This is a genomic window from Aerococcus sp. BD502, from assembly GCF_057919555.1.
Genome location: NZ_CP147972.1, coordinates 584263 through 606982, shown reverse-complemented (window position 1 = coordinate 606982; position 22720 = coordinate 584263). Strand labels below are relative to the sequence as shown.

20 protein-coding genes and 1 riboswitch are annotated in these 22720 nt (G+C 46.1%); of the genes, 15 read left to right on the top strand and 5 right to left on the bottom strand.

Features of this window, described 5'->3' with window-relative positions; translation table 11 throughout:
* Positions 1-31 precede the first annotated feature (31 nt).
* Both WF803_RS02905 and WF803_RS02900 read right to left on the bottom strand, forming a co-directional pair.
* Positions 32-907: a D-alanyl-D-alanine carboxypeptidase family protein gene (locus tag WF803_RS02905; protein WP_489611621.1), complete on the bottom strand. Its 876-nt coding sequence runs from the start codon at positions 905-907 to the stop codon at positions 32-34.
* 205 nt (positions 908-1112) lie between these two features.
* Entirely contained in the window at positions 1113-1712 is a 600-nt protein-coding gene (locus tag WF803_RS02900) for an SOS response-associated peptidase (RefSeq protein ID WP_489611620.1), read from the bottom strand.
* A gap of 170 nt (positions 1713-1882) precedes the next feature.
* Between WF803_RS02900 and WF803_RS02895 the strand changes: the two genes are divergently transcribed.
* The 4 genes from WF803_RS02895 to WF803_RS02880 all read left to right on the top strand — a co-directional run bounded on the left by WF803_RS02895 (position 1883) and on the right by WF803_RS02880 (position 8056).
* Positions 1883-3313 (top strand): YkvI family membrane protein, encoded by a 1431-nt coding sequence (locus WF803_RS02895; protein WP_489611619.1) that lies wholly within the window; start codon positions 1883-1885, stop codon positions 3311-3313.
* A 386-nt stretch (positions 3314-3699) separates the two neighbouring features.
* The gene (locus WF803_RS02890; RefSeq protein ID WP_489611618.1) at positions 3700-4545 is read left to right on the top strand and encodes a MetQ/NlpA family ABC transporter substrate-binding protein; all 846 of its coding nucleotides are present in this window, start codon (positions 3700-3702) and stop codon (positions 4543-4545) included.
* A gap of 28 nt (positions 4546-4573) precedes the next feature.
* Positions 4574-5782: an amidohydrolase gene (locus WF803_RS02885; protein WP_489611617.1), complete on the top strand. Its 1209-nt coding sequence runs from the start codon at positions 4574-4576 to the stop codon at positions 5780-5782.
* Positions 5783-7354: 1572 nt separating this feature from the next.
* Positions 7355-8056: an ABC transporter ATP-binding protein gene (locus WF803_RS02880; RefSeq protein WP_489611616.1), complete on the top strand. Its 702-nt coding sequence runs from the start codon at positions 7355-7357 to the stop codon at positions 8054-8056.
* Between the two features lie 68 nt (positions 8057-8124).
* On the opposite strand, the gene WF803_RS02875 is transcribed toward WF803_RS02880, so the two are convergent.
* Positions 8125-8637 (bottom strand): hypothetical protein, encoded by a 513-nt coding sequence (locus WF803_RS02875; protein WP_489611615.1) that lies wholly within the window; start codon positions 8635-8637, stop codon positions 8125-8127.
* A gap of 396 nt (positions 8638-9033) precedes the next feature.
* Between WF803_RS02875 and WF803_RS02870 the strand changes: the two genes are divergently transcribed.
* Complete coding sequence (locus tag WF803_RS02870) at positions 9034-10767, top strand: IS1634 family transposase (protein ID WP_489610327.1); 1734 nt, start codon at positions 9034-9036, stop codon at positions 10765-10767.
* Positions 10768-10906: 139 nt separating this feature from the next.
* On the opposite strand, the gene thiT is transcribed toward WF803_RS02870, so the two are convergent.
* Positions 10907-11476 carry an energy-coupled thiamine transporter ThiT gene (thiT, locus tag WF803_RS02865; RefSeq protein WP_489611614.1) on the bottom strand — a complete coding sequence of 190 codons (570 nt, stop codon included), beginning with the start codon at positions 11474-11476 and terminating at the stop codon, positions 10907-10909.
* A 50-nt stretch (positions 11477-11526) separates the two neighbouring features.
* A riboswitch (TPP riboswitch) is annotated at positions 11527-11617 on the bottom strand.
* Between the two features lie 179 nt (positions 11618-11796).
* Between thiT and WF803_RS02860 the strand changes: the two genes are divergently transcribed.
* The gene (locus tag WF803_RS02860; RefSeq protein ID WP_489611613.1) at positions 11797-12411 is read left to right on the top strand and encodes a nitroreductase family protein; all 615 of its coding nucleotides are present in this window, start codon (positions 11797-11799) and stop codon (positions 12409-12411) included.
* A gap of 197 nt (positions 12412-12608) precedes the next feature.
* The gene (gene gdhA, locus WF803_RS02855; protein ID WP_489611612.1) at positions 12609-13961 is read left to right on the top strand and encodes an NADP-specific glutamate dehydrogenase; all 1353 of its coding nucleotides are present in this window, start codon (positions 12609-12611) and stop codon (positions 13959-13961) included.
* A gap of 44 nt (positions 13962-14005) precedes the next feature.
* Here gdhA and WF803_RS02850 read toward each other — a convergent pair whose 3' ends face one another.
* Positions 14006-14728, bottom strand: a complete 723-nt coding sequence (locus WF803_RS02850; RefSeq protein ID WP_489611611.1) for an RluA family pseudouridine synthase — start codon at positions 14726-14728, stop codon at positions 14006-14008.
* 467 nt (positions 14729-15195) lie between these two features.
* Between WF803_RS02850 and metG the strand changes: the two genes are divergently transcribed.
* The 8 genes from metG (at position 15196) to purR (ending at position 22700) form a co-directional block, all read left to right on the top strand.
* The gene (gene metG, locus WF803_RS02845) at positions 15196-17190 is read left to right on the top strand and encodes a methionine--tRNA ligase (protein ID WP_489611610.1); all 1995 of its coding nucleotides are present in this window, start codon (positions 15196-15198) and stop codon (positions 17188-17190) included.
* A gap of 17 nt (positions 17191-17207) precedes the next feature.
* The gene (locus WF803_RS02840; RefSeq protein WP_489611609.1) at positions 17208-18014 is read left to right on the top strand and encodes a TatD family hydrolase; all 807 of its coding nucleotides are present in this window, start codon (positions 17208-17210) and stop codon (positions 18012-18014) included.
* Positions 18007-18627, top strand: coding sequence for a ribonuclease M5 (rnmV, locus tag WF803_RS02835; protein ID WP_489611608.1), 621 nt, complete (start codon positions 18007-18009; stop codon positions 18625-18627). Before WF803_RS02840 ends, rnmV begins: the two co-directional genes overlap by 8 nt.
* Positions 18584-19474 (top strand): 16S rRNA (adenine(1518)-N(6)/adenine(1519)-N(6))-dimethyltransferase RsmA, encoded by an 891-nt coding sequence (rsmA, locus tag WF803_RS02830; RefSeq protein ID WP_489611607.1) that lies wholly within the window; start codon positions 18584-18586, stop codon positions 19472-19474. Before rnmV ends, rsmA begins: the two co-directional genes overlap by 44 nt.
* Before the next feature lie 126 nt (positions 19475-19600).
* Positions 19601-19834 carry a Veg family protein gene (locus tag WF803_RS02825; protein ID WP_489611606.1) on the top strand — a complete coding sequence of 78 codons (234 nt, stop codon included), beginning with the start codon at positions 19601-19603 and terminating at the stop codon, positions 19832-19834.
* Between the two features lie 445 nt (positions 19835-20279).
* Positions 20280-20984 (top strand): metal ABC transporter ATP-binding protein, encoded by a 705-nt coding sequence (locus WF803_RS02820; RefSeq protein WP_489611605.1) that lies wholly within the window; start codon positions 20280-20282, stop codon positions 20982-20984.
* Positions 20933-21736: a metal ABC transporter permease gene (locus WF803_RS02815; protein ID WP_489611604.1), complete on the top strand. Its 804-nt coding sequence runs from the start codon at positions 20933-20935 to the stop codon at positions 21734-21736. Before WF803_RS02820 ends, WF803_RS02815 begins: the two co-directional genes overlap by 52 nt.
* A 130-nt stretch (positions 21737-21866) precedes the next feature.
* Positions 21867-22700 carry a pur operon repressor gene (gene purR / locus WF803_RS02810; protein WP_489611603.1) on the top strand — a complete coding sequence of 278 codons (834 nt, stop codon included), beginning with the start codon at positions 21867-21869 and terminating at the stop codon, positions 22698-22700.
* Positions 22701-22720: the final 20 nt, after the last annotated feature.

The window sequence follows — 22720 nt, the reverse complement described above, 5'->3', positions numbered from 1 at the left end:
GACGCCCTTGCCCCTTTCAATAGGGGCTTTTTTAGAGTTCTTGTAAAATTTTCAAAGTGTCTTGAATCTGTTCGTCACCTGGGGCGGTGATATCTTCCAGCGGGGCTCCCATGACAACGACAATATATTCCTCGCCATTTTTTTGGGCCAAAGTCGCCCAGCAGAGGCCAGCCTTATCGGTCGTGCCACTTTTCCCACCGAGAATTTGAAAGCCCGGCTGCATATCGGGCCGCAATTCCCGTAAGACGGTACTGCTCATCACTAAGCCTTGGGGATGGGCATTCGTCGCGGTACTCTGGTACAGAGGACTGGTAAAAATAGCACGGAAGTTGCCATCTTTTAGGCTAGTTGCTAGGAGGAGGGCGATATCCCGTGCAGTTGACGTTTGCCCAAATTCATCGAGGCCACTGGGGTTTTTGAAATGGGTGCGCTTTAATTTCAAAGCCTGGGCTTCCTGATTCATTTCTTCAGTGAAAGCCTCTAAACTACCCGCCAAATTGATCGCCAGTGAGTCCGCACATTCCCCACCTGAAGGGAGCATGGTGCCGTAGAGCAAGTCGCGGTAAGTGGTTTGCTCTCCCGGTTGAAAGCCAGCAAGGGAGGCATTTTCCTCGACTAGTTGACTGTAAGTTTCCGCATCCACTGGCGCTAGAGCATTCAAATTCTGAATTTTCTTCAAAGCTAAATGCACGGTCATCATTTTAACCAGGGAAGCGGGTGCCACTCGTTCGTTTTCGTTGTAGGCTAGCACTTCTTTTGCTTGGGTGAGGTTATAGACATAGATGTTGCGACTAGCGTAGCCCGGCAGAGTTCTGGATTCATGGCCTTTATGGATGAGGATTTTGCCGGCAAAAACTAGGACGAGGAGGGCCAGCACCAGGAGTAGCCCCTTGGTTAATTTGGACATAGAAAGCCTTCTCTCTAATTTTTGTATTAATACTACCATACAGTTGGCAGGGAAGCAAGAGGAGCTTGCTTATTTTGCTCCTTAAGAAGGGTTGGGGTGGTTTCTCGCGGGGAAACAAGGGGGGATTTTTGATTAAGCGCAGTCTGAGAAGGAAACTGGGAGTTCTTCTTCTGGCCAAGTGGGTGCTATTTTTATTCAACCCTCTCTAAACCAGCGGGCCAATGGTTAACGACTGGGTCTTCTTTGGGCCACCATCTTGTTCGGCGAAGAGTTCTAAGGTCGGGGAGGTGTAGGCTTGGGCAAAGTTCGGGTCCTTAAGCCATTGGCGTATGTTTTGGGCGGCTACAAAATAGGGCATGCGGTGGTGGATGGGTGCCACTACGGGTCCAGCCGCCTGTGTCATCAGCACAGCCTGGGCTTGGCCCTCTTTCATTTGATAGCAGCCGCCCACATAGAGCACGTCCTGGCCATTGAACAGATACCGAGTTTTATCCGTACTCCATTCGTAGAAGCGAGCCATGGGAAAAAGGCAGCGTCGGTGGAGGAAGGCGGTGCGAAAAGTAGGCTTTTCCGTAATCGATTCGGCCCGAGCATTAATTAAGAGTTGCCCCTTCTCAAAGCCGGGAAAGCCCCATTGCAAGGCCCGCGCCCGGACTTTGCCGTCGGAGTCTTGGCCGAGGACTAGCACCGGTTTTCCGGGGTAGACAATATCAGTTTGCACGATTTCTTGATCTTCGGGTGGCAGTTGCTCATAGAAGTGCCCGAGTAAAGCTTCATTTAAGGGATAGGTGTAACGTCCGCACATGCTGAGCCTCCTTTTTTATTTTATTATAGCAAAAGCCAAGCTTGGGACGAAGGAAAGCGGAAACGTCAAAATTGGTTAAACTTATTCGACACTGACAGCCGTAATTACTGGCAATTTCTTGATAAACCAGTATAATGATAAACCTAGGTGACAGATAGAAAGGAAGACTTATGACGAATAAAATACAAAATATGATTCGAATTGGCCTCGCTTATTTAGGGGTCTTAATTGGAGCCGGCTTTGCGAGTGGTAAGGAAATGCTTCAATATTACGTTAGCTTTGGCCGGCAGGGGATTTGGGGCCTGGTCGTGGCTTCCATCCTCTTCATTGCAGGAGGAATTGCCCTCCTAGAATTTGGGAGCTATTATAAGGCCCAAGAGCACAGTGAGGTGTTCAATAATATTTCCTCACCTTTTGTGTCGAAGATTATTGATTTCTGTATTAATCTCACCCTTTTCTCCATGGGCTTCATTATGATTGCCGGCGCCGGGACGAATCTGGCCCAGCAATTTGGCCTGCCGGTTTGGGTGGGTGCTGCGCTCATGTCTTTGTTGGTCATGGCTTGTGCCTTCTTAGATGTGGATAAAATTACTAATGTGATTGGGATGATTACTCCCTTTGTGATTGTCTTTATCGTTGGTGGGGGAATTTATTCCTTCTTCAACCAAGCCATCCCCTTTGACCAGGCCATGGTGATTGCGACGGAAAGTGTGCCGACAACCTTGCCTCACTGGTTGGTGAGCACGGTGAACTACGCCTGCCTATCCCTGATGATGGCTGTTTCTATGGCGGTGGTCATTGGGGGTGACCAATATAATCCGCGTGAAGCTGGTTATGGCGGGACGTTTGGTGGGGTCCTCGTTGCGATCCTTCTCTTCATGTCCTTCTTCACGATTTCCTTAAATATTGATATCACCAAAGACAGTGCCATGCCGCTCTTGGCCGTGTTTGATAGCCTACACCCGATTTTAGGGACGATTATGGCCTTTGTCGTGTTTGGTATGATTTTTAACACAGCAATTGGGATGTTCTACGCCCTCGGGAAGCGGGTGTCACGCAGTAAGCCTGAAAACTTCCGCCGCGATATGATTATCCTGACGCTGGTTGGTTTTGCGCTCTCCTTTGTCGGCTTTGAATCCCTGGTGGCTTATGTATTCCCAGTGATTGGCTACATTGGCTTTGGGGTTATTATGCTGATTATTATTCAATGGCTGATCAACTTCCGCCGCATTCACCATGAAATGAAGGTTCGGGACCGTATCCTGGATTATTCCGTGCGTAACGCGGATGAAGAACAAGAATTTGGCCGAAAAGAAGCGCGAGAAATGCGTGATCTGTTCGATCAATCTCAAGTTGATAGTAAGGAATTGATGGACCGGGCCAGCGAACTCAGTGAAGAAATTGTTGAAGACGATGATTACAGCTGGGAAGATTACTACCAAGAAAAAGCCCCGCTCAAGCCCCTCCAAGAAGCGGGTAAATTATCGGAAGAAGAGCGGGAGGCCTTGAAGGAAGAATTGAAGGCTGAAATCTTGGAAGAATTAAAGGCTGAGCAAGCGGAAAAATTAAAGAAGAACAAGTCGACGGATGATAAAAAATAATTTTTGCCTCTTTTTCCTTGCATTGGCTGAAGACGCATGCTAGAATACTTTTAACATTCAAACAAACGATTTTTCCTAGGAAAAGGAAAGTAAAATGACGGACAATGCCAAGAGAGCCCCTATGTTGGTGTGAAGGGGACATTGAAAGGCATTTGAAAATGGCCTTTGAGGAAAGCTGGTCGATAGGTAGGCCAACTCGGTGAGTTCAACCGCTAGCATGAACACCAATCTCAGCGTTATTGGCGCTGACGTTGGACTAAGAGGTTTATCCGAATTAAAGGTGGTACCGCGACTAACGCCCTTTACTGTATAGCAGTAGAGGGCTTTTTCTTTTGGACTAAGCTCTTCCGCCGCTGGAAAAATCAAAATTTAAGGAGGAATGGACAATGAAAAAAGCTTTAACTTGGACGGGTTTACTCGTCACACTATTCGCACTACTAAGCGCTTGCGGCAGAGGAACAGCCAGCATTGCGGAAGGTGGTGGTGAAGAGCAAATCGTAAAAATTGGCGTGGTGGGGGATGACTTGAGAGATTGGGAGCCGGCCATCGCCCGTCTGAAGAAGGAAAATATCACCTTGGATTTTGTGAAATTTAGTGATTACAATCAGCCTAATGAGGCTTTAGCGAATGGGGATGTGGACTTGAATAGCTTCCAGCACCAGGCCTACTTGGATAAATTTAACGAGCAGTTTAATAAAAATTTAGTCAGTATCGGCAACACGGTGATTGCTCCCTTGGCAATTTATTCTAAGCAAATTAAGAGTCTTGACGATATCAAAAAAGGTGATGAAGTCCTCATTCCTAATGATGTCACCAATGGCGGGCGCGCCCTTATTCTCCTGCAAGAAGCTGGCTTGCTCAAAGTGGATAAAAAAGCTGGGATCACCCCCACGGTGAAGGATATTTTAGCCAATCCGCTGGCCTTAAAAATCACGGAAGTAGATGCCTCACAAACAGCGCGGGGCTTAAATGATGCGACTTTTGCCGTCATTAATAGTGGTTTTGCGGTGGATGCGGGTTTGGATCCGGCTGAGGAGGCGATTTTCAGTGAACCTGTCAATGAGCGGTCGAAGCCTTATGTGAATATTATCGTTGCCCGTCCTGATGATGAGAGGACCGAGATCCTCCAAAAGGTCGTCGCTGCCTACCAGCAAGACGACACTGAGCAAGCCCTTCAAGAAAAATCAAAAGGCGCTAACGTCGCGGCCTGGAAAACATTTGGTCAGAAGTAGAAAATATTATCGAAAGGATCTGAGGGTCATGAGTCGAGAAAAATTAATCGCAAGCATTAAAGCAGTGGTGGAGGAGAAATTGCCGGTCTTTCAGGAACAGGCCTTGGACATTCATGCCCACCCCGAGACCAGTAATGAGGAATATTATTCGTCAAAGGTTTTAGCTGATCGTTTGGAGGAGGAAGGCTTTACCGTTGAGCGAGATGTGCTGGGCCATCCGACGGGCTTTATCGCCTCTTACCAGAGTCAAAAGCCTGGCCCCACCTTGGTATACCTGGCCGAGTTTGATGCCTTGGCCGGTTTAGGGCATGGTTGTGGGCACAATCTTTACGGGAATTATAGTTCGCTTGCCGCGGTGGCCTTGCGCTCTATTTTGGATGAGGTCGGCGGAGAGCTGCGCGTTTACGGTACGCCTGGCGAAGAAGGAGGCTGGAATGGCTCTGCTAAGGAGAGCTTTGTCCGAGAGGGCTGCTTTAAGGATGTCGATGCCGCGCTTTGTGCCCATCCTGGCGCCACTCACCGCTATGGCGGTCCTCTTTTAGCGGTTGACCCCATTGATATTGAGTTTTTTGGCACCTCAGCCCATGCCGCCGCCGCCCCTGAGAAAGGAAACAGTGCCCTTATCCCACTCATTCAAACCTTTGTTGCTATTGATGCCCTGCGCTACCACTTGCCCAAGGATGTCAATATCCATGGTGTCATTTTAGACGGGGGAGAGGCGCCTAATGTGATTCCAGACTATGCCCGCGCGCGCTACTACCTACGTGCTAAAAATCGGCGTACTTTAGATAAAGTGCGCAAGCGAGTCGAAAATATCGTCAAAGGCCAAGCCCTGGCCACGAGCACGGAGTATAAATTTGCCCTCTTCCAAAACAAGGTCGATGATATGATTTTAACGCCCAGCTTTGAGGACGTGTATTTTAGTCATTTTCCTGAAGTTGGCCTTAGTGAAAAGGATATTGACCGCCGGCCCAACCAAATTGGTGGCTCTAGCGATGTAGGGAACGTCAGCCAAGTCGTCCCCACCATTCAACCCTATGTTTCTATCTCAGACCAAGATATTGCCGGCCACACCCCAGAGTTTGTCGTCGCCGCAAAAAGTGAAAAAGGCCTCGACAGTATCCGCGTAGCCGCCATTTGCCTCGCCCTCACCGGCTTAGACCTTATCACCCAACCCAAATTACTCCAGAAAATTAAAGACGAACACCAAAAACAAAAGGAAGCGAAGGCGGAGTAGTGGTCAGAGTCACTGGAACTAAATAGAGGTTCTAGTCTATGACCAGGTTCTCTATTTAGTGAAGTGGATGTCTAGACTGCCCGCCTGAACTGGATTAAAAAGGAAGTGAAGCTCGACTAGCAGGCAGGACCACTGGAAAAAATAGGAGATGAATCCACCAAACCTCCGATCGAGTTGACTCTTTAGGGTGGTTCTGGCCTTCGCCAGGTTCACCCTAAAGAGTAAGGCAGGCGCAGGGGGAGGTGGTGAGTTCAACTCTAGGAAACGAAAGCCGAAAAGCTTCATCACTATTTTCTTAAATAAAAAAGCTAGCTCATCTGAACTAGCCCAAGAAAAAAACGGCGGTTGGAGGAGCGCCGTTTTTATTATTTATATATCGGTTGTTGTATATATAGGTTGTTTAATAGGTTGTATTTAGTCACTTAGCCTTGGAGGAGGCTGATGATTAATTTTTGCTGTTGGTGTTTTTCTTGATGCTGGTAAGAGTATCGGTGTATTGAGCGTCCCGAACGTTGAGCAAGTCGTTATACATGGTCATCATCCTTTCTGTATTATAATAATTTATTAACTGTATTAATTTACTTGGAAACTGTTACGCATCCTTGTGTTGAGTTTCTTTAGCGATTGCGGAAAGGGTTTGGGTGTATTCAGCGTCACGAACATTTAATAATTGGTTGTACATGTCATAACTTCCTTTCTTTTAAACTTGTAAGAGTACAATCTACTAATGATCTGGAACAATTTTTTGCTTTCGTCCCTCGAACATTGACCATATTAACACCTGTAAAAGGCTTTGTAAAGGACTTTTTTAAAGTTTTTTCTGTGAAAATGATTTCTTTTTCCAGAAAGTCTTTTTCTTGTGCAAGCCTGCTAGAAAATGAGAATTGTTCCATCATTTCCGACAAGCCCAACAAGGCTTGAAAAGTCTTTTACAGGGCATATGGGGGTTAAAAATTTTAGCTAGCGATTTATTAACTTTGAAAAACAGTTTTTATGAAAATGATTTCGTTGTTTTTCAATCGGGTTCAAAGAGAAACGGTTGCTGGGCAACCGTTGAATTTTAAACCTAAGCTTCTTTCGGATTGCTATCTTTAGCGATTGCCGAAAGGGTGGAGGTATATTGTGCATCTCTAACATTTAATAGTTCGTTATACATAAGAGAATACTTCCTTTCTTTATTAAACTTGATATAAACAATTCACTAAGCGGATAGTGGGGAGTTGACCGTTTGTCTCTCTCCCTCATCCATCCTTATCATAGCACCCTGAAAGCTTGCTATCAAGCCTTTTGTCATGGTTTTTTGCTGAAAGTGATTTCTTCTGCAATTAAAACGATATCAAGGTAAAAGAAGGTCAATAATGTACTCTTAATTGTATTTGCAATAACGACAATTCTCATAATCAGGATCAGGAATAAGCTTTGATTCACGTTTTCATTGATTTTAGGTATATATAATAAATGATAAAAACAAACAAAAACGACAAATGTAATCCAAAGAAACTTTTGCTTTCAGTGACTAGGAGTCGCTAGGAACTGATATTTCTTCTATAATAGAAGAAAGGAGGTCGTGGCATGGCATATATTGAGATGAAGCATGTCTATAAACGGTTCAAGATGGGGGAGAATGTCATCACGGCGAATGATGATATTAGTTTTCAGGTGAATGAGGGCGAGCTGGCTATTATTTTAGGCTCATCCGGAGCGGGGAAAACGACCGTCTTGAACCTCTTAGGGGGTATGGATATGTGTGATGAGGGCGATATTATGATTGCTGGACATAATGTTGCCACTTATAATAAGAAGGAACTGACCGCTTACCGGCGGGATGCGGTAGGTTTTGTTTTCCAGTTCTATAATTTAATTCCCAACCTCACGACGAAGGAGAATGTGGAATTAGCTTCGGAGATTGCCCATAACGCCCTTGATCCTACGCAGGTTTTGGATCAAGTGGGCTTAGGGGAACGTCTGGATAATTTTCCGGCGCAATTATCGGGTGGCGAGCAGCAGCGGGTAGCGATTGCGCGTGCCTTGGCGAAAAATCCCCGCCTCTTGCTGTGTGATGAGCCAACGGGGGCTTTAGACTATGAGACGGGTAAGCAAGTCTTAGGTATTATTCAGGAGCGGTCGCAAGAGGACAATATGACGGTCATTATTGTGACCCATAACGCTGCCTTAGCTCCGATCGCTGACCGTGTGATTCGCTTGCGTGATGGCCAAGTGGCTAGCATTGAAGAGAATAGTGAGCCCGCCCCGATTGAAAGTATTGAATGGTAGATATTTATTTTGGGGCAAAGAAAAATCCGAGGTGGCATGCCTCGGATTTTTTATTTTAAATGGTTAGCTTAGAAGTCAAGCTGTTCCCGTTTAACACGGCCTTTTTCATTGTAGAAGAATTTTGTTACTTTATCAGTGAATGGGGTAGCGCCGGCGCCGACACCATCTTTGCGCAAAGCAATTTCATGGAAGACTTTATCGGTTGGCCCACCATTCTTCTTGTTTTGACGTAAAATCTTTTGTAAGGAGATCGGTTGCTCTGGGTCTTTTACGGTGACAAAAGCGGCATCTGGTTTTTCAACAGCCTTAAGAACGAGTTCTCCCAGGTCAACTTTAGGATTCCCAGGGATAAGGTAGTATTTACCATCCTTCTCAAATGAGTCTTCACCGCGAACTTGAACAGCACTGCCAGATTCTAATTTAGCTGCTCCCGAGAGTGCTGCGAAGAGTGGGCGTATACCGGTGGAACGGTGGCCAGCTACGATGATGGATTCACCATTTTTGATGGCTTCTTCAATGTATTCCCCCACTTTTTCGGGTAAGAGGCCACTGTCAACGTTCTTTTGAATAAATTTATTCATGTAAGATATCCTCCTTGAATTCTTCTGATTCTCCCGGCAAAACGCCGAAGCCAGGTCGAATCAAAGTAACCATATCGTTAAGTTAGTTGGTCAGCTTAACCCACTAAGCTTACGTGACTCATTATAGCATAACTTTAAGGGAAGGTTAACTCTGAACTTTCTAAAAAGTTTTGCTTAAGAATTAAAGACGGGGCTTGAAGAGTTTGGGATAGAGACCAACGAGAATAGCGATGGCAATACAGCAAGTTAGGGTTTCTCGGGTCTTTGACAGTTACTAACTATAAAAAGCGCTAAAAATCCTATAATGGCTTTATTTCTTTTGTCAATTTTTATATTTTTATATTGCGTACAATATCGTACAATGATATAATAGAAACAAGAAATGAGGTGTCTAGGGTGCGAGTCAAAATAGCAAGATCCAAAAATTCAACCTCCTATTCAATTATCAAAGATGTTTACAATGAGAACGGCAAGCGGACCACCAAAGTGGTCGAAGCATTGGGTAATGAAGAAGAAATTTTAGAGAAACACCCTGGTGTTGAGCCCTACGCTTGGGCAAAACAGTATGCGAAAGAATTAGCTCAACAAGAAAAAAAGAAGAACGCTAAAATTATTGTTAAGTTAGATAAAAGTAAACAACTTCCCAAAGGGAAGCAACAAAGTTATCACCTAGGTTATCTTTTCCTAGAAGATATTTTTTATGATCTCAAGTTAGACCAAATCTGCCAAAAAATTCAAAAATCGAGTAAAGCGACCTTTGATTTAACGCAACTTTTTTCGCATATGATCTATTCTCGAATTCTATTCCCAGGTTCACAACGTCATACTTACAAACAGGCAAAAAAATATATAGAATCGCCCAAATATCATCTTTATGATGAGTATCGGGCACTCGATCTTTTAGCTAAGCATTCGGAATCTATTCAGAAATCTCTGTATGAGAATCGAAAAAATTTTATTTCTCCAGCTAGTTCGATTTTCTATTATGACTGCACCAATTATTATTTTGAAATTGAGGAGGCCGAAGGCTTAAAACAGTATGGATACTCGAAAGAACATCGTCCGAATCCTATTGTCCAAATGGGACTCTTCGTTGATCAATATGGATTCCCGCTAGGCTTCTCATTAACTCCAGGGAATCAAAATGAACAAACTACGTTAAAACCTCTCGAAAAAAGAATCCTCAATGATTTTAAATTATCGCAATTAGTAGTCTGTACCGATGCCGGTCTTTCTTCTACGGCAAATCGAAAATTTAACAGCCGATCGAATAAAGCTTTTATCACCACTCAATCCATCAAGAAATTAAAAAAACACCTTAAAAAATGGGCTCTTTCACCTATAGGCTGGCAATTAAAGGATAACGATGTCACTTATGATCTTAATGAGCTAGATCCAGAAGAATATTATAACCATGTCTTCTATAAAGATCGCTGGATTAACGAAAATGGTCTTGAACAACATTTAATTGTTACTTTCTCTTTTAAATATCAACATTATCAGCGACAAATTCGTCATCGACAAGTTGAAAGAGCAACAAAGAAACTCGAACAGCTTAGTAAGATTAAAAAGAAAAATTTCTCGGATCCTAGTCGTTTCATTACAGAAACTCACTTTACCCCTAATGGTGAAATTAGCCAGGATGTCAACTATACGTTGAATTTTGAACAGATTGAATCAGAAGAAATATATGATGGCTTCTATGGGGTTTGTACTGACTTAGAAGATGATGTACAAGCCATCGTGCAAATTAATCATTGCCGTTGGCAAATTGAAGATTGCTTTCGTGCAATGAAAACTAATTTCAAAGCTCGACCAGTCTTTCTACAACGCGAAAATCGCATTGAAGCTCATTTTCTGACCTGCTTCACGGCTTTATTGGTTTTTAAATTACTTGATTACCGCTTAGGTGGCCACTTTACACGAGAAGAAATTCTTCAAACCCTTCGTGAGATGAATGGAATAAGAATGCAGCATGAGGGGTATATCCCTACCTTTACTCGAACTGATTTGACAGATTTGCTTCATGAAGAATTTTCTTTCCGATTAGACACAGAAATTATTGAATCCAAACGACTAAAAAATATTTTAAAACAGGTAAAAAAACATAAGCGTTGTACGAAAAACTAAGCAAAAAGGAAAGCAGCCAAAACACTGATTTTTCAATGTTTTGGCTGCTTTTTCTACTTTCTAACTGTCAAAGATGAGATTATAGCATAACTTTAAGGGAAGGTTAACTCTGAACTTTCTAAAAAGTTTTGCTTAAGAATTAAAGACGGGGCTTGAAGAGTTTGGGATAGAGACCAACGAGAATAGCGATGGCAATACAGCAAGTTAGGGTTTCTGACAGGAAGGCCCCGCCGTTGACAATGAGGGAATAAAGGTAGGGGCTTTGGCCGGCAGGCGCATACTCTCCCCAGAACCAAACGCCGGCAATGTAATGCATGGCGTAGCGCATAAAGCTGCCTAAAATACAAGCGCCAATGGCGAGTAAGACTGCTTGGCTTTTCCCCTGGCGACTATTTTTCAGGGCTTTTTGAAAACCAGGGCGTAAGAGCCCGGCAAAACCGAGGAAGGCAAAGGCTAAGCCATATTCAATGATAAATTGAATGGCCGTTAAGATTTGGGCATCGCCAGCGAGTACTTGGAGCACGCCCCAGAGGAAGCCACCGGCCAGACCGGCCTTCACCCCGCGGCGCAAGGCAAGGATAAAGATGGGGAGCATTTTGACCGTGATTTTAAGGCCAGGGGACAGGGACGGGATAAATAAATCAATGAGCAACGCAATAGCTGCACAAAGCGCGACCTCCACGAGGGTTTGAATGTGGTGTTTGGACATGAAAAAACCTCCTTAAAAATTTGAACAAGGAGGTCCTAAAAATCACTCTTAAAATAGTGAAGAACAAATCTTGACGCAAGCATGACCTTGATCCAATTTTTGGGGTCTAATCTCAGCCTAGCGGCACCCCCTTGTTCCTGTTAAGTCTAGTATAGCGAAAGGGCCGGCAAAAGGAAAGCCCTTTAGCTTGTGGAATGGAGAGAAAAGTTGAAAATTCCATAAAGATGGCCCTAACTGAGCACAAAAGTTGAAATTGAAGGTACTTTTGCTATACTAATCATGTAGAATTTCAAAACTGAAATAAATAAGGAGGATATATTTTGAGTCAAGAATTTATTGAAGCTTTAAAGAAAAGAAGAACCTATTACCATTTAGGAAAGCACGTGGAGCAAAAAGATGCAGACTTAGTGCATTTAATTCGTGAAGCGATTAAGCACACCCCTTCCCCTTTCCACAATCAAAGTACCCGGGCGGTGGTTTTGTTTAATGAAGACCACGATAAATTATGGGAAATCGTTTGGAACCATGTTAAGGATGCGAATCCAAAAGCAACCGCAGAAGACGTTCAAAATACTCGGGATAAGGTGGACCGCTTTAAAGCTGCTTATGGGACCGTTCTTTTCTTCGAAGATCAAGCGAGCGTGCGCAAATTGGAGGAAGAATACCCTCTCTATGCGGAAAACTTCAAGCTTTGGTCAGAGCAGGTGAATGGCGGCTCGACAATGAATGTTTGGACAGCCCTCTGTAATGCAGGCCTCGGTGCTAACCTGCAACACTACAATCCCTTGATCGATGACGATGTGCGTAAAGCGTGGAACATTCCTGAAGATTGGGTCTTGCGAAGCGAAATGCCTTTTGGCTCGATCGAAGCCGAAACTTACGAGAAGGATTTCATCCCGATGGAAGAGCGTGTCCTTGTTTTTGGTGAAAAATAGATGTTTTCTAGGGGCTCGGTTCAGCCGGGCCTTTTTTATTTCAAAAAATAGGGGCAAAATAGTAAATATCGTCAAAAAAGCAAAATTTTTTTAAGCGTTATCAGCCCTTTATGCAAACGCTTATGTTATAATAAAATTGTTGAGTGTTAGGGCTGGGAGGGCAACCTCTCACCAGTTTTACCTATTGGAGGGATAATATGTCGGAGTATCTCGAGCGCGTTAAAAAATGGGTGGAAGACCGCAATGCCACCGAACCAGAATTTGTTCAGGCTGTGGATGAACTCTTGTCCAGTTTGGAGCCAGTGATTGACAAGCATCCCGAATATGAAAAACATGGTATTTTAGAGCGGATGGTGGAGCCGGACCGCTTGCTGGAATTCCGTGTGGCTTGGGTGGATGATGAAGGCAATACCCAGGTGAACCGGGGTTACCGGGTGCAATTTAACGGCGCATTAGGGCCTTATAAGGGGGGCTTGCGCTTGCATCCAAGCGTGACAGCTAGTGTGGTTAAATTCCTGGGCTTTGAGCAAACGTATAAAAATGCCTTGACCGGTTTAGCCATGGGCGGTGGTAAAGGGGGATCTGACTTTGATCCGCGGGGCCGCTCAGATAATGAAATTATGCGTTTCTGCCAAGCTTTCATGACGGAATTATACCGCTATATCGGTCCTTCCACCGACGTTCCGGCTGGGGACATTGGGGTTGGCGACCGGGAAATTGGCTATCTCTTTGGCCAATATAAACGCATTGTCGGTGCCTATGAAAATGGGGTTTTGACCGGTAAAAACCGTCTTTTCGGTGGGAGTGTTATTCGCCCAGAAGCAACAGGCTTTGGGGCCGGCTACTTTGTGCGTGAAATTTTCAACCATTTAGATGAAGAATTTGCCAACAAAACCTTTGCCGTCTCTGGTTTTGGGAACGTTGCTTGGGGAACCTGCCAAAAGATTACGGAACTTGGCGGTAAAGTTGTCACGCTCTCAGGTCCTGATGGCTATATTTATGACGAAGAAGGCGTGAATACCCGCGAGAAATTTGATTATATGCTGGAAATGCGTAACTCCGGTCGCGACAAAGTTAAGGATTATGCGGACAAATTTGACGTGCCTTTCTATGAAGGGAAGAAACCTTGGGAAGTGAAGGTCGATGTCTGCATGCCTTGTGCTACGCAAAATGAAGTGGACGTTGATGGCGTCAAGCAAATGCTCGATAATGGTGTAAAATACTATATTGAAGTCTCCAACATGCCGACAACAGCAGAAGCCATGGCCTACTTGCATGAACATGCGGGCGATTTGGTCATGGCACCTTCTAAGGCAGTTAACGCTGGTGGGGTGGCGGTATCGGGCTTAGAGATGGCCCAAAATAGCTCCAAGATTTCTTGGGAGCCCGAACGTGTGGATGCTGAATTAGATCGGATCATGGTCAATATCCACGCTGCAGCCCAAGAAGCGGCGGAAAAATATGATTTGGGCTATGACCTCATGGCCGGCGCGAACATTGCTGGTTTCAATAAAGTTGCCGAAGCGATGATTCGTGAAGGTGTCATGTAAGCTTAAGCAGATCAAAGAAAAGTGCTGGTTCGCCAGCGCTTTTTTTATGCTTTTGGATCGAGTTTGTGCCAGGGGATATGTTCTAAGGCTTGACTGGGAATTTTGGTCCACGGTTCTTTTTTAGGTAAGGGGGCCTGGCTTAATAAAGGTGTTTTTTTGGTGGGGTGCAAAATTTCTAATTCATAGGACCATAAAGCCAGCTGGCGCGTGCTTTTTTCAAGGGGGTTGAAGCCATATTTTTGATCGCCGACAATAGGACAGCCACTCGCCTGCAATTGGACACGAATTTGATGGGGGCGGCCGGTGTGCAAGCTCAGGGCCAGCAAGCTATGGGAACCATTTTGGTAGAGGTTAGCATATCGCAGGTAGGCTCGTTTTCCCTTGGGGTGCTTGGCATCGACCACAAAGGTTTGGTTTTGACGTCGATCTTTGTAGAGGTAATGCTCTAAATCACCACTGGCTGGTAAACGGGTGCCTTGAACCCAGGCTAAATAGTGGCGTTTGGGGCTTTGCCGGCGGAACTGCTCGCTCAAGCGGCTGGCTGCCTTAGAAGTTTTAGCAAAGGCGAGGGCGCCGCCAACCGGTCGGTCCAAGCGATGAACTAAACCTAAATAGGCATCACCAGGCTTGTTGTCGCGGTGAACCAGGAAGGCTTTGAAGTAATTTAAGAGATCCATATCGCCACTGGCATCGCCTTGAACAGGCATGTTGGGTGGCTTTTCTACGATGAGCAGGTGGTTGTCTTCATAGAGAATTGGAATGGTCATCGACTATCTCCTCCTAAATATTGTCTGGGCAAGTTAGTATTATATAGTAGTAACAGGTATGAGTGATCAAAAATATTATAGCATAAGTGCCTTTGGGCTGATTATTTTGGTGGAACTTGAGATGAGGGAAGTAGCTATTTTTGTGCCTGTATGATTTGGGGCTCTTAACTCTTGGTCGTTTGCCAGCTCCCACTGCTTGTGTTTGCTAAAGTTTTTTTATGTTTGGGTAGTGGCTGCCTTTAAATCTAGGTCAGGCGTAAACTTCTATGAAGCGTAAGCCGGTGCCACTGCTTTTGAACGCAGCGTCCTTTAGCACAGAAACGCAGTGACTTTCAGAAGGTTAGAGACTAGATAGAGTTCTTGACGTTTGACCGAGCATCGCTTGACACTAACCAGTGGTCCTGCTGTCTTTTCCACCTTTGCAGCCTATGATATAATTATGATAATACGTTGAAGGAGGAGTCTTTGTGGGAGAGCAGAAGAGCTACTATGTTACTACACCGATCTATTATCCGAGTGGTCGTTTGCATATTGGGAATACATACACGACGGTGGTGGCGGATACGTTAGCGCGTTATAAGCGTCACCAGGGTTTTGCGGTACGTTTTCTGACGGGTACGGACGAGCACGGTTTGAAGATTCAACAAAAAGCAGAGGAGTTAAACATTTCGCCGCAGGCTTATGTGGATCAGATGGCGAAGGATATTCAGCTCTTATGGAAGAGTTTGGATATTTCCAATGACCAATTTATTCGGACGACGGATCCGGACCATGTGGCAGCGGTGCAGAAAATTTTTGAGCAGCTGCTTGCCCAAGGGGACATCTACCTCGGCGAGTATGAAGGCTGGTATTCCGTTTCTGATGAGGAATATTTCACTGAGAGCCAGTTAGCGGAAGTTTACCGAGATGCTAATGGTAAAGTGATCGGCGGGAAGGCTCCTTCGGGTCACGAGGTCGAGCGGGTCAAGGAAGAATCCTATTTTTTCCGGATGAGTAAATACGCAGATCGCTTACTAAAGTATTACGAAGAGCACCCTGATTTTATCCAACCAGAAGCGCGGAAAAATGAAATGATTAATAACTTTATTAAGCCAGGTTTAGAAGACTTAGCGGTGACGCGGACGTCTTTCGACTGGGGAATTCCGGTGCCTTCTAATCCGAAGCATGTCATTTACGTGTGGATTGACGCCTTGGCGAATTACATTACGGCTTTAGGCTATAAAGGTGAGGACACGGCAGCTTTTGAGCAATTCTGGCCGGCTGATTTACATATTGTCGGGAAGGAAATTGTTCGTTTCCATACGATTTACTGGCCTATTATGTTGATGGCCTTGGACTTGCCTTTGCCCAAGCAAATTTTTGGCCACGGCTGGTTATTAATGCAGGACGGTAAAATGTCCAAGTCGAAAGGGAATGTCGTTTACCCCGAAATGCTGGTAGAACGCTATGGCTTGGATGCCTTGCGCTATTACTTGATGCGGGAAGTCCACTTTGGCTCGGACGGGGTCTTTACGCCGGAAAACTTTGTGAACCGGGTGAATTATGACCTGGCTAATGACTTGGGGAATTTGCTCAATCGGTCCATTTCCATGATTAATAAGTACCAAGATGGCCAAGTAGGCGCTTATCCAGGACAGGTGACGGCTTTTGATGAGGCCTTAGAAAAAACCGTCGAAGAAGCAATAACGGCCTACAAAGAACAGATGGATCACCTGCAATTTAGTGTGGCCTTGGAAACAGTTTGGAAAATCATTTCCCGAGCGAATAAGTATATTGATGAAACCACGCCTTGGCAATTAGCCAAAGACGACAGCAAGGCCCAAGAACTCGGGAGCGTGCTCTATCACTTGGCGGACACCCTGCGCATCGTGGCGATTTTACTGCAACCTGTCTTCACGGAAACGCCAGCGAAGATGTACACGCAATTAGGTTTAGAGGCCGAGGATCATCCTTTCACGGATTTAGAGATTGGCCGCTACCCTCAGGAAGCCCAAGTGGTGGCTAAGGGTGAGCCGATTTTCCCACGTTTGGACCAGGAAGAAGAAATTGCCTATATTCAAGCGGAAATGGCTGCCAATGCGCCTGCGGGAGAATGGGATCCGAAAGAGACAGAATTGAATTTAACCACGGGAAAAACCGTCAACTTCAAGCAGTTTGAAAAATTAGAATTGAAAGTTGCCGAAGTGATGGGCTGTGATTTTGTGGCGGGGGCAGATAAGTTGCTTAAATTCCGCCTCGCCTGCGGGGATGACCAAGACCGGCAAATTTTATCCGGCATTCGCGAGTTCTACCCTGACCCGTCTTACTTTATTGGGAAGAAAGTCGCCATTGTAGCGAACTTAAAACCGCGCGAAATGCGGGGCGAAATTTCCCAAGGGATGATTTTGTCGGCCGAACATGATGGGAAATTAACCGTCATTACCCTACCCGAAAACTTACCGAACGGCAGCTTACTAGCTTAAAACAGAAAGAGGGACGTATGTTATTCGATACCCACAATCATTTGAATAGTTCAGATTTTGATGGGGAACGGGACAGCTATGTGCAAATGGCTGTCCGCCAAGGGGTGGCTGGCTTGTGCATTATTGGCTCGGATGAAGGCACTCTGGAGCGTGGCTTTGCGATGCTTAATGACTACCCGCAGGTGGTTATGATCTGTGGGGCGCATCCCGTTGAAGCCAAGGACTTAACGCCGGAACGCTGGGAGGCTTTTGAAAAAGCTTGGCAGCACCCGAAAGTCGTGGGCGTGGGGGAGATTGGCTTAGATTACCATTGGCCAGATTCACCTCCCAAGGTCCAGAAGGAAGTCTTTGTCAAGCAATTGGCGGTGGCCCGTCGCTTGGGCTTGCCCTTTGCCATTCACACTCGGGATAGCCTTGAGGATACCTATGCTATTTTAAAGGAAGAGCAGGCCGGTGACATCGGTGGGGTCATCCATAGCTTTGGCTATGACCTGGACTGGGCGAAGAAATTCCTGGATCTGGGCCTGTACCTCTCCTTTAGCGGGGTAGCGACCTTTAAGAAGAGTAAGGCAGTGCGAGAAGCGGCGGCTTATGCGCCCTTGGACCGTATTTTGATCGAAACCGACTCTCCCTACCTGACTCCGGAGCCTTTCCGCGGCAAGGTCAATCATCCCGCCCTGGTGCGCTTTGTCAATGATCGCTTGGCTTATGAACGCGGTCTGAGCTATGAGGAGTTTGCTAAGGCGACTTATGAGAATGCCTGCCGCTTCTACGGCTTGCAGGAAGTAGCTGGTGGCTTCCAGCGGGCTAGTGCCCATGACTAAGCCTAGTTTACCTTACGTTTTAGTGGTGGAAGGCCGAGCAGATACCCAGCGTTTGCAGGAAGTTTTTGACGTTTGGACCATTGAAACCGGTGGCTCGGCAGTTTCCCAAGAGACGCTGGACATGTTAAAAAGCCTTGTGACGAAGCGTCCGGTCGTCGTATTTACCGATCCTGACTGGCAGGGCCGCCGGATTCGCCAACTCATTATGGCTGCTGTCCCGGAAGTGGGCCATGCCTTCATTACGCCTGCAGAAGGCCGGCCTAAGCAAGGGAGTTTAGGTGTCGAACACGCGAGTGATGAAGCCTTACAGCGTGCTTTAGCCGCTTGCCAATTTCCTAAAGCGAGCTCCCAAGCGGCAGGCGAAGTGCCAAGCATTCCCCAAGCCGTCCTCTACCGGTGGGGACTGGTGGCGGGACCTCAAGCCAAGGCAAAACGTGAATACCTAGCGAAAGCCCTCCATATTGGCTATACGAACGGTAAGCAATTGGGCAAGCGCCTAGCTCTTTTTCAAATTACTGAGGACCAATTAGCTGAAACGATGGCTGCTTTTACCGGGGGAGGTGACGGTGATGACGAAGCAAAAACCGATTGCGACACCCAGTCGCACCAATGAAATTTTAGATCAGTATGGCTTGAGTGCGAAAAAGTCGCTGGGGCAAAATTTCATTATGGAGCCCCAGATTCTCTCCGACATGCTTGATGTAGCCAACGTCACGGCTAAAAGTAGTGTGCTGGAAATCGGCCCCGGCATTGGTGCCTTGACGGAGGCTTTATTGTCTCGGGCCCGCGATGTTTTGGCCATTGAATTGGATCAGCGGATGCTGCCCGTTTTAGAGGGGGAATTGGGCCAAGAGCCGCATTTTCACTTGGTACATGGCGATGTTTTAAAATTGCCCCTGAAGGCTTTGGTTGAGGAACATTTGCCCCGAGCCGAAGAACTGCTCGTGGTGGCGAATCTCCCTTATTACATCACCACGCCCATCCTTTTTGCCTTGTTGGAGAGTGATTTGCCCATTGATCGGCTGGCCCTCCTCATGCAAAAAGAAGTCGCCGAACGCTTAACCGCCGCCCCTAAGACCAAGGCGTATGGCTCTTTAACCTTAGCTTTAGCTTACTACTGCCACTGTGAATTAGCTTTAAAAGTGCCAAAGACTGTTTTTAAACCGCGGCCCAATGTGGATTCCGCCGTGGTCTTATTAACGAAACGCCAGGAAGCCCCAGTTCGTGTCCGCGATGAGGAGCTCTTCAAGGCGGTCATCAAGGCCAGTTTCCAACAACGCCGCAAGACCCTTTGGAATAATTTGCGGGCGTACTTTGGCCGGGGTGAGGCGGTTCTGGATCGCTTAGAAGCCGCGCTAAAAGCAGCCAAGCTTAAAAAACAAGTACGGGCCGAAGCCTTGACCCTCCAAGAATTTGCCGCCTTAGCTAATGCCTTAAGCCAGGAGGATTTTACGGTTTAATAAGCGACTTTAGGGCCTTGGAAAATTTGAAAAAATGCGATTTAAACTGTTGACATTAGATCTAATTAATGGTATTGCTTTTGTTCTTTATGTTTGCTATAATATAATGTACAGAGGGGTGATTTAATGCCAACCGATATTCAATCGATCAAAAAGGCCCTAGAGAAGAAACTTGGAAGTAAGATACAAGTCACACAGCAGACCGGACGCAAACGCATTACGACCCGGCAAGGAATTTTAAGCAATACCTTTCCCGCCGTTTTTGTGATTGAATTGGACCAAGACGAAAATAAATTTGAACGCTGCTGCTTCAGCTACACGGACGTCTTAACCGACTCCGTCGAAATTGAATTCCAGTAGCATATTAAGTAAAAGAGGAGGCAACTCCTTTTTTATTTTAGGCTGCGAACCTAGCTAACAAAAACGCCGTACACTGGAAGAACAAGATGTGAGTCCATCATAAGCCACAACTGAGTTGACTCTTTTAAGGCGGTTCTGGCTATGGCCAGGTTCGTCCTATTGAGTAACGCAGATGCCAGGGCAGGTGGAGTGTTCAACTTGAGAAAGCTAATGCAAACGCAGGAACTGATGGCGAGTTCGACTTGCTGACGTAGCTTCTCCTTCTTGACTGACCTTCACACCTTAGTTTGGGCAGGCTGTCTTCAGCCTGTTTTTCTTTTTTAGAAAATTTATGCTTTCCTAGGAAAAATATCTGTCTAAAGTCTTGCAGGTGGCGGGTAAGTATGCTAAATTAAACACACTGTTTAAATCGGAATGTTTCTTACTTACTTGAAGGGAGGTCCTCATGGCCTATATCAATGTGAATAAGCTGGGCTTTGCCTATGATGAAGAGCCGGTTCTGACGGATATCAGTTTTACGGTTGAACCGGGTGAATTTGTGGTGTTAACTGGCGAAAATGGTGCTGCTAAAACCACGCTGCTAAAGCTGATTTTAGGTTTATTGTCCCCTACGGAGGGTGAGGCGCACTTGGCCAAGCGCAATCGCCAGGGCCAGAAGCTCCAAGTTGGCTATGTGCCCCAAACCATTGCCTCCTTCAATGTGGGTTTTCCTAGCACGGTAGAGCAATTTGTTGCTTCCGGTCGCTTCCAGCAAGATCGCTGGTTTAAACCGCTTGATGCAGAAGATCATGAGCACATCGAACGGGCTTTGCGCTCGGTGGGCATGTGGGAGGCACGGCAAAAACGGATTGGGGATTTGTCCGGAGGTCAGAAGCAACGGATTGGTTTAGCGCGTGTGTTTGCGACGGATCCTGATTGCTTTGTTTTTGATGAGCCTACCACGGGGATGGATAAAACGTCCCGCCGTTCCTTCTATGAATTGCTCCAGCACAATACGGAAGTTCACGGGAAGGCTATTCTACTGGTGACCCACGACGATATCGATCTATCCGAATTCTATGACAAGCATATTCATTTGACGAGAAAGGAGGGCACCCCATGGCGTTGTTTCAGTATGACTTCATGCAGCGAGCCATCTTCGCCTGCTTAGCGATCGCAATATTTGCTCCAATTTTAGGGCTTTTCCTCATTTTACGGGGCCAAGCCTTAATGGCCGATACGCTCTCGCACGTCTCCTTAGCCGGAGTAGCACTGGGCTATTTACTGGGCTTAAATCCTACTTGGACAACGATGGCTTTTGTGGTCTTGGCAGCCTTGCTTTTGGAATATCTCCGGCATGTGTATGAAAATTACTCTGATATTTCCATTGCTATGTTGATGTCGGGGGGCATGGCGGTAGCGTTACTGTTGCTGTCGCGAGTGGAAAGTGCGGCCAGTATCGAGTCCTTTCTTTTTGGCTCGATTGTGGCTGTCTCCTTGCTCCAAGTCCTTTTGCTTTGGGTCTTAGCCGTTTTGGTTTTAGTCCTTTACTGGCGTTTCCGCCGCATGCTTTACGTCTTGGCCTTCGATGAAGATACAGCTTTTACAGCTGGGCTTCCCACACGAGCGCTTTCCATTGGCTTTTCCTTATTGACTGGACTCGCCATCAGTGTAGTCATGCCCATTGCCGGGGCCCTGCTTGTTTCTGCCATTCTCATCATGCCGGCTGCTATTGCCATGCGATCCATGAAAACTTTCAATGGTGTTTTGCTTTTTGCCGGTGCTCTGGGCCTGATCGGCATGCTTTCGGGCTTGGCCTTGTCTTTTTACTGGGGAACGCCTCCCGGAGCGACAATTGCCATGCTATTTGTCTTAGCTTTCGTGGTCCAAGCCGTGCTCTTAAAAATCCGTGGCCGCCACTAAAAACTGGACAATTTTCTCTAAAAAGAGCCGAACGTTTGCTTTTTTAGGAATGTTCGGCTTTTTATATTGGCTTTTTGTTTGTTTAGGGCTATAATAGAAAAGATAACCGAACATAGAGGGGAGGATACCAATGAAATTTAAAAGAAATCGCCGGCTCATATTGATGAGCCAATACCTCTTCCAAAATCCGCATCGCTTGCTGTCCTTTAGTACATTTACAGAGCGTTTTCAAGTGGCGAAGTCAACTGTTTCCGAAGACGTTGCTATTTTAAAGGAGCAATTCCAAGAAGACAGCTTAGGGGAATTAGACACGCTGCCGGGAGCGGCCGGGGGCTTAATCTACAAGCCTTGTTTGCCCCTAGCGGATGCGCGTGAATGGATAGAAGGTTTATGCGAGGAATTAAGTGACCAGAAGCGTTTCTTGCCGGGAGGTTACTTTTACTTGACCGATATTCTAGGGAGCCCGGAAAAATTACGGCAAATTGGCCGTATTGTGGCCAGTCACTACCGGGACCTTGAGGCAACGCATTTAATGACGATTGCATCTAAGGGTATTCCTTTTGCCCAATGTGTGGCTTATGAACTGAATATTCCTTTCCTGATTGTGCGCCGTGATTCTAAGGTGACTGAAGGACCGACGATCAGTATTAATTATGCGACGAAGAGTCAGCAGCGCGTCGAGAATATGGAATTGACAAAACACAGCCTCAAAGCTGCTGACCGTGTGCTTTTGGTGGATGACTTCCTTAACGGCGGCGGCACACTGACGGGTATGACCCATTTAGTTAAGGAATTTAACAGTGAATGCCTAGGCGCTTGCGTTTTAGGAGAAAGTCTCGAGCCTAAACGTGAGGTGCCGGTTGCCTACCGGTCCTTGATTCAAATTGAAAAAACACCCGATGGCCAAGCCCTAGAAGCAGTCAAACCCGGTACGCTCTTGGCTGCTAATTCAAGTAAGGAGTAAAGTAAAAGCACCGCACTATT

Bases quoted from the DNA above. Each gene is read 5' to 3' on its own strand.
- WF803_RS02905 (WP_489611621.1), bottom strand. From the start codon at position 907: ATGTCCAAATTAACCAAGGGGCTACTCCTGGTGCTGGCCCTCCTCGTC.
- WF803_RS02900 (WP_489611620.1), bottom strand. From the start codon at position 1,712: ATGTGCGGACGTTACACCTATCCCTTAAATGAAGCTTTACTCGGGCAC.
- WF803_RS02895 (WP_489611619.1), top strand. From the start codon at position 1,883: ATGACGAATAAAATACAAAATATGATTCGAATTGGCCTCGCTTATTTA.
- WF803_RS02890 (WP_489611618.1), top strand. From the start codon at position 3,700: ATGAAAAAAGCTTTAACTTGGACGGGTTTACTCGTCACACTATTCGCA.
- WF803_RS02885 (WP_489611617.1), top strand. From the start codon at position 4,574: ATGAGTCGAGAAAAATTAATCGCAAGCATTAAAGCAGTGGTGGAGGAG.
- WF803_RS02880 (WP_489611616.1), top strand. From the start codon at position 7,355: ATGGCATATATTGAGATGAAGCATGTCTATAAACGGTTCAAGATGGGG.
- WF803_RS02875 (WP_489611615.1), bottom strand. From the start codon at position 8,637: ATGAATAAATTTATTCAAAAGAACGTTGACAGTGGCCTCTTACCCGAA.
- thiT (WP_489611614.1), bottom strand. From the start codon at position 11,476: ATGTCCAAACACCACATTCAAACCCTCGTGGAGGTCGCGCTTTGTGCA.
- gdhA (WP_489611612.1), top strand. From the start codon at position 12,609: ATGTCGGAGTATCTCGAGCGCGTTAAAAAATGGGTGGAAGACCGCAAT.
- WF803_RS02850 (WP_489611611.1), bottom strand. From the start codon at position 14,728: ATGACCATTCCAATTCTCTATGAAGACAACCACCTGCTCATCGTAGAA.
- WF803_RS02840 (WP_489611609.1), top strand. From the start codon at position 17,208: ATGTTATTCGATACCCACAATCATTTGAATAGTTCAGATTTTGATGGG.
- rnmV (WP_489611608.1), top strand. From the start codon at position 18,007: ATGACTAAGCCTAGTTTACCTTACGTTTTAGTGGTGGAAGGCCGAGCA.
- rsmA (WP_489611607.1), top strand. From the start codon at position 18,584: ATGACGAAGCAAAAACCGATTGCGACACCCAGTCGCACCAATGAAATT.
- WF803_RS02825 (WP_489611606.1), top strand. From the start codon at position 19,601: ATGCCAACCGATATTCAATCGATCAAAAAGGCCCTAGAGAAGAAACTT.
- WF803_RS02820 (WP_489611605.1), top strand. From the start codon at position 20,280: ATGGCCTATATCAATGTGAATAAGCTGGGCTTTGCCTATGATGAAGAG.
- WF803_RS02815 (WP_489611604.1), top strand. From the start codon at position 20,933: ATGGCGTTGTTTCAGTATGACTTCATGCAGCGAGCCATCTTCGCCTGC.
- purR (WP_489611603.1), top strand. From the start codon at position 21,867: ATGAAATTTAAAAGAAATCGCCGGCTCATATTGATGAGCCAATACCTC.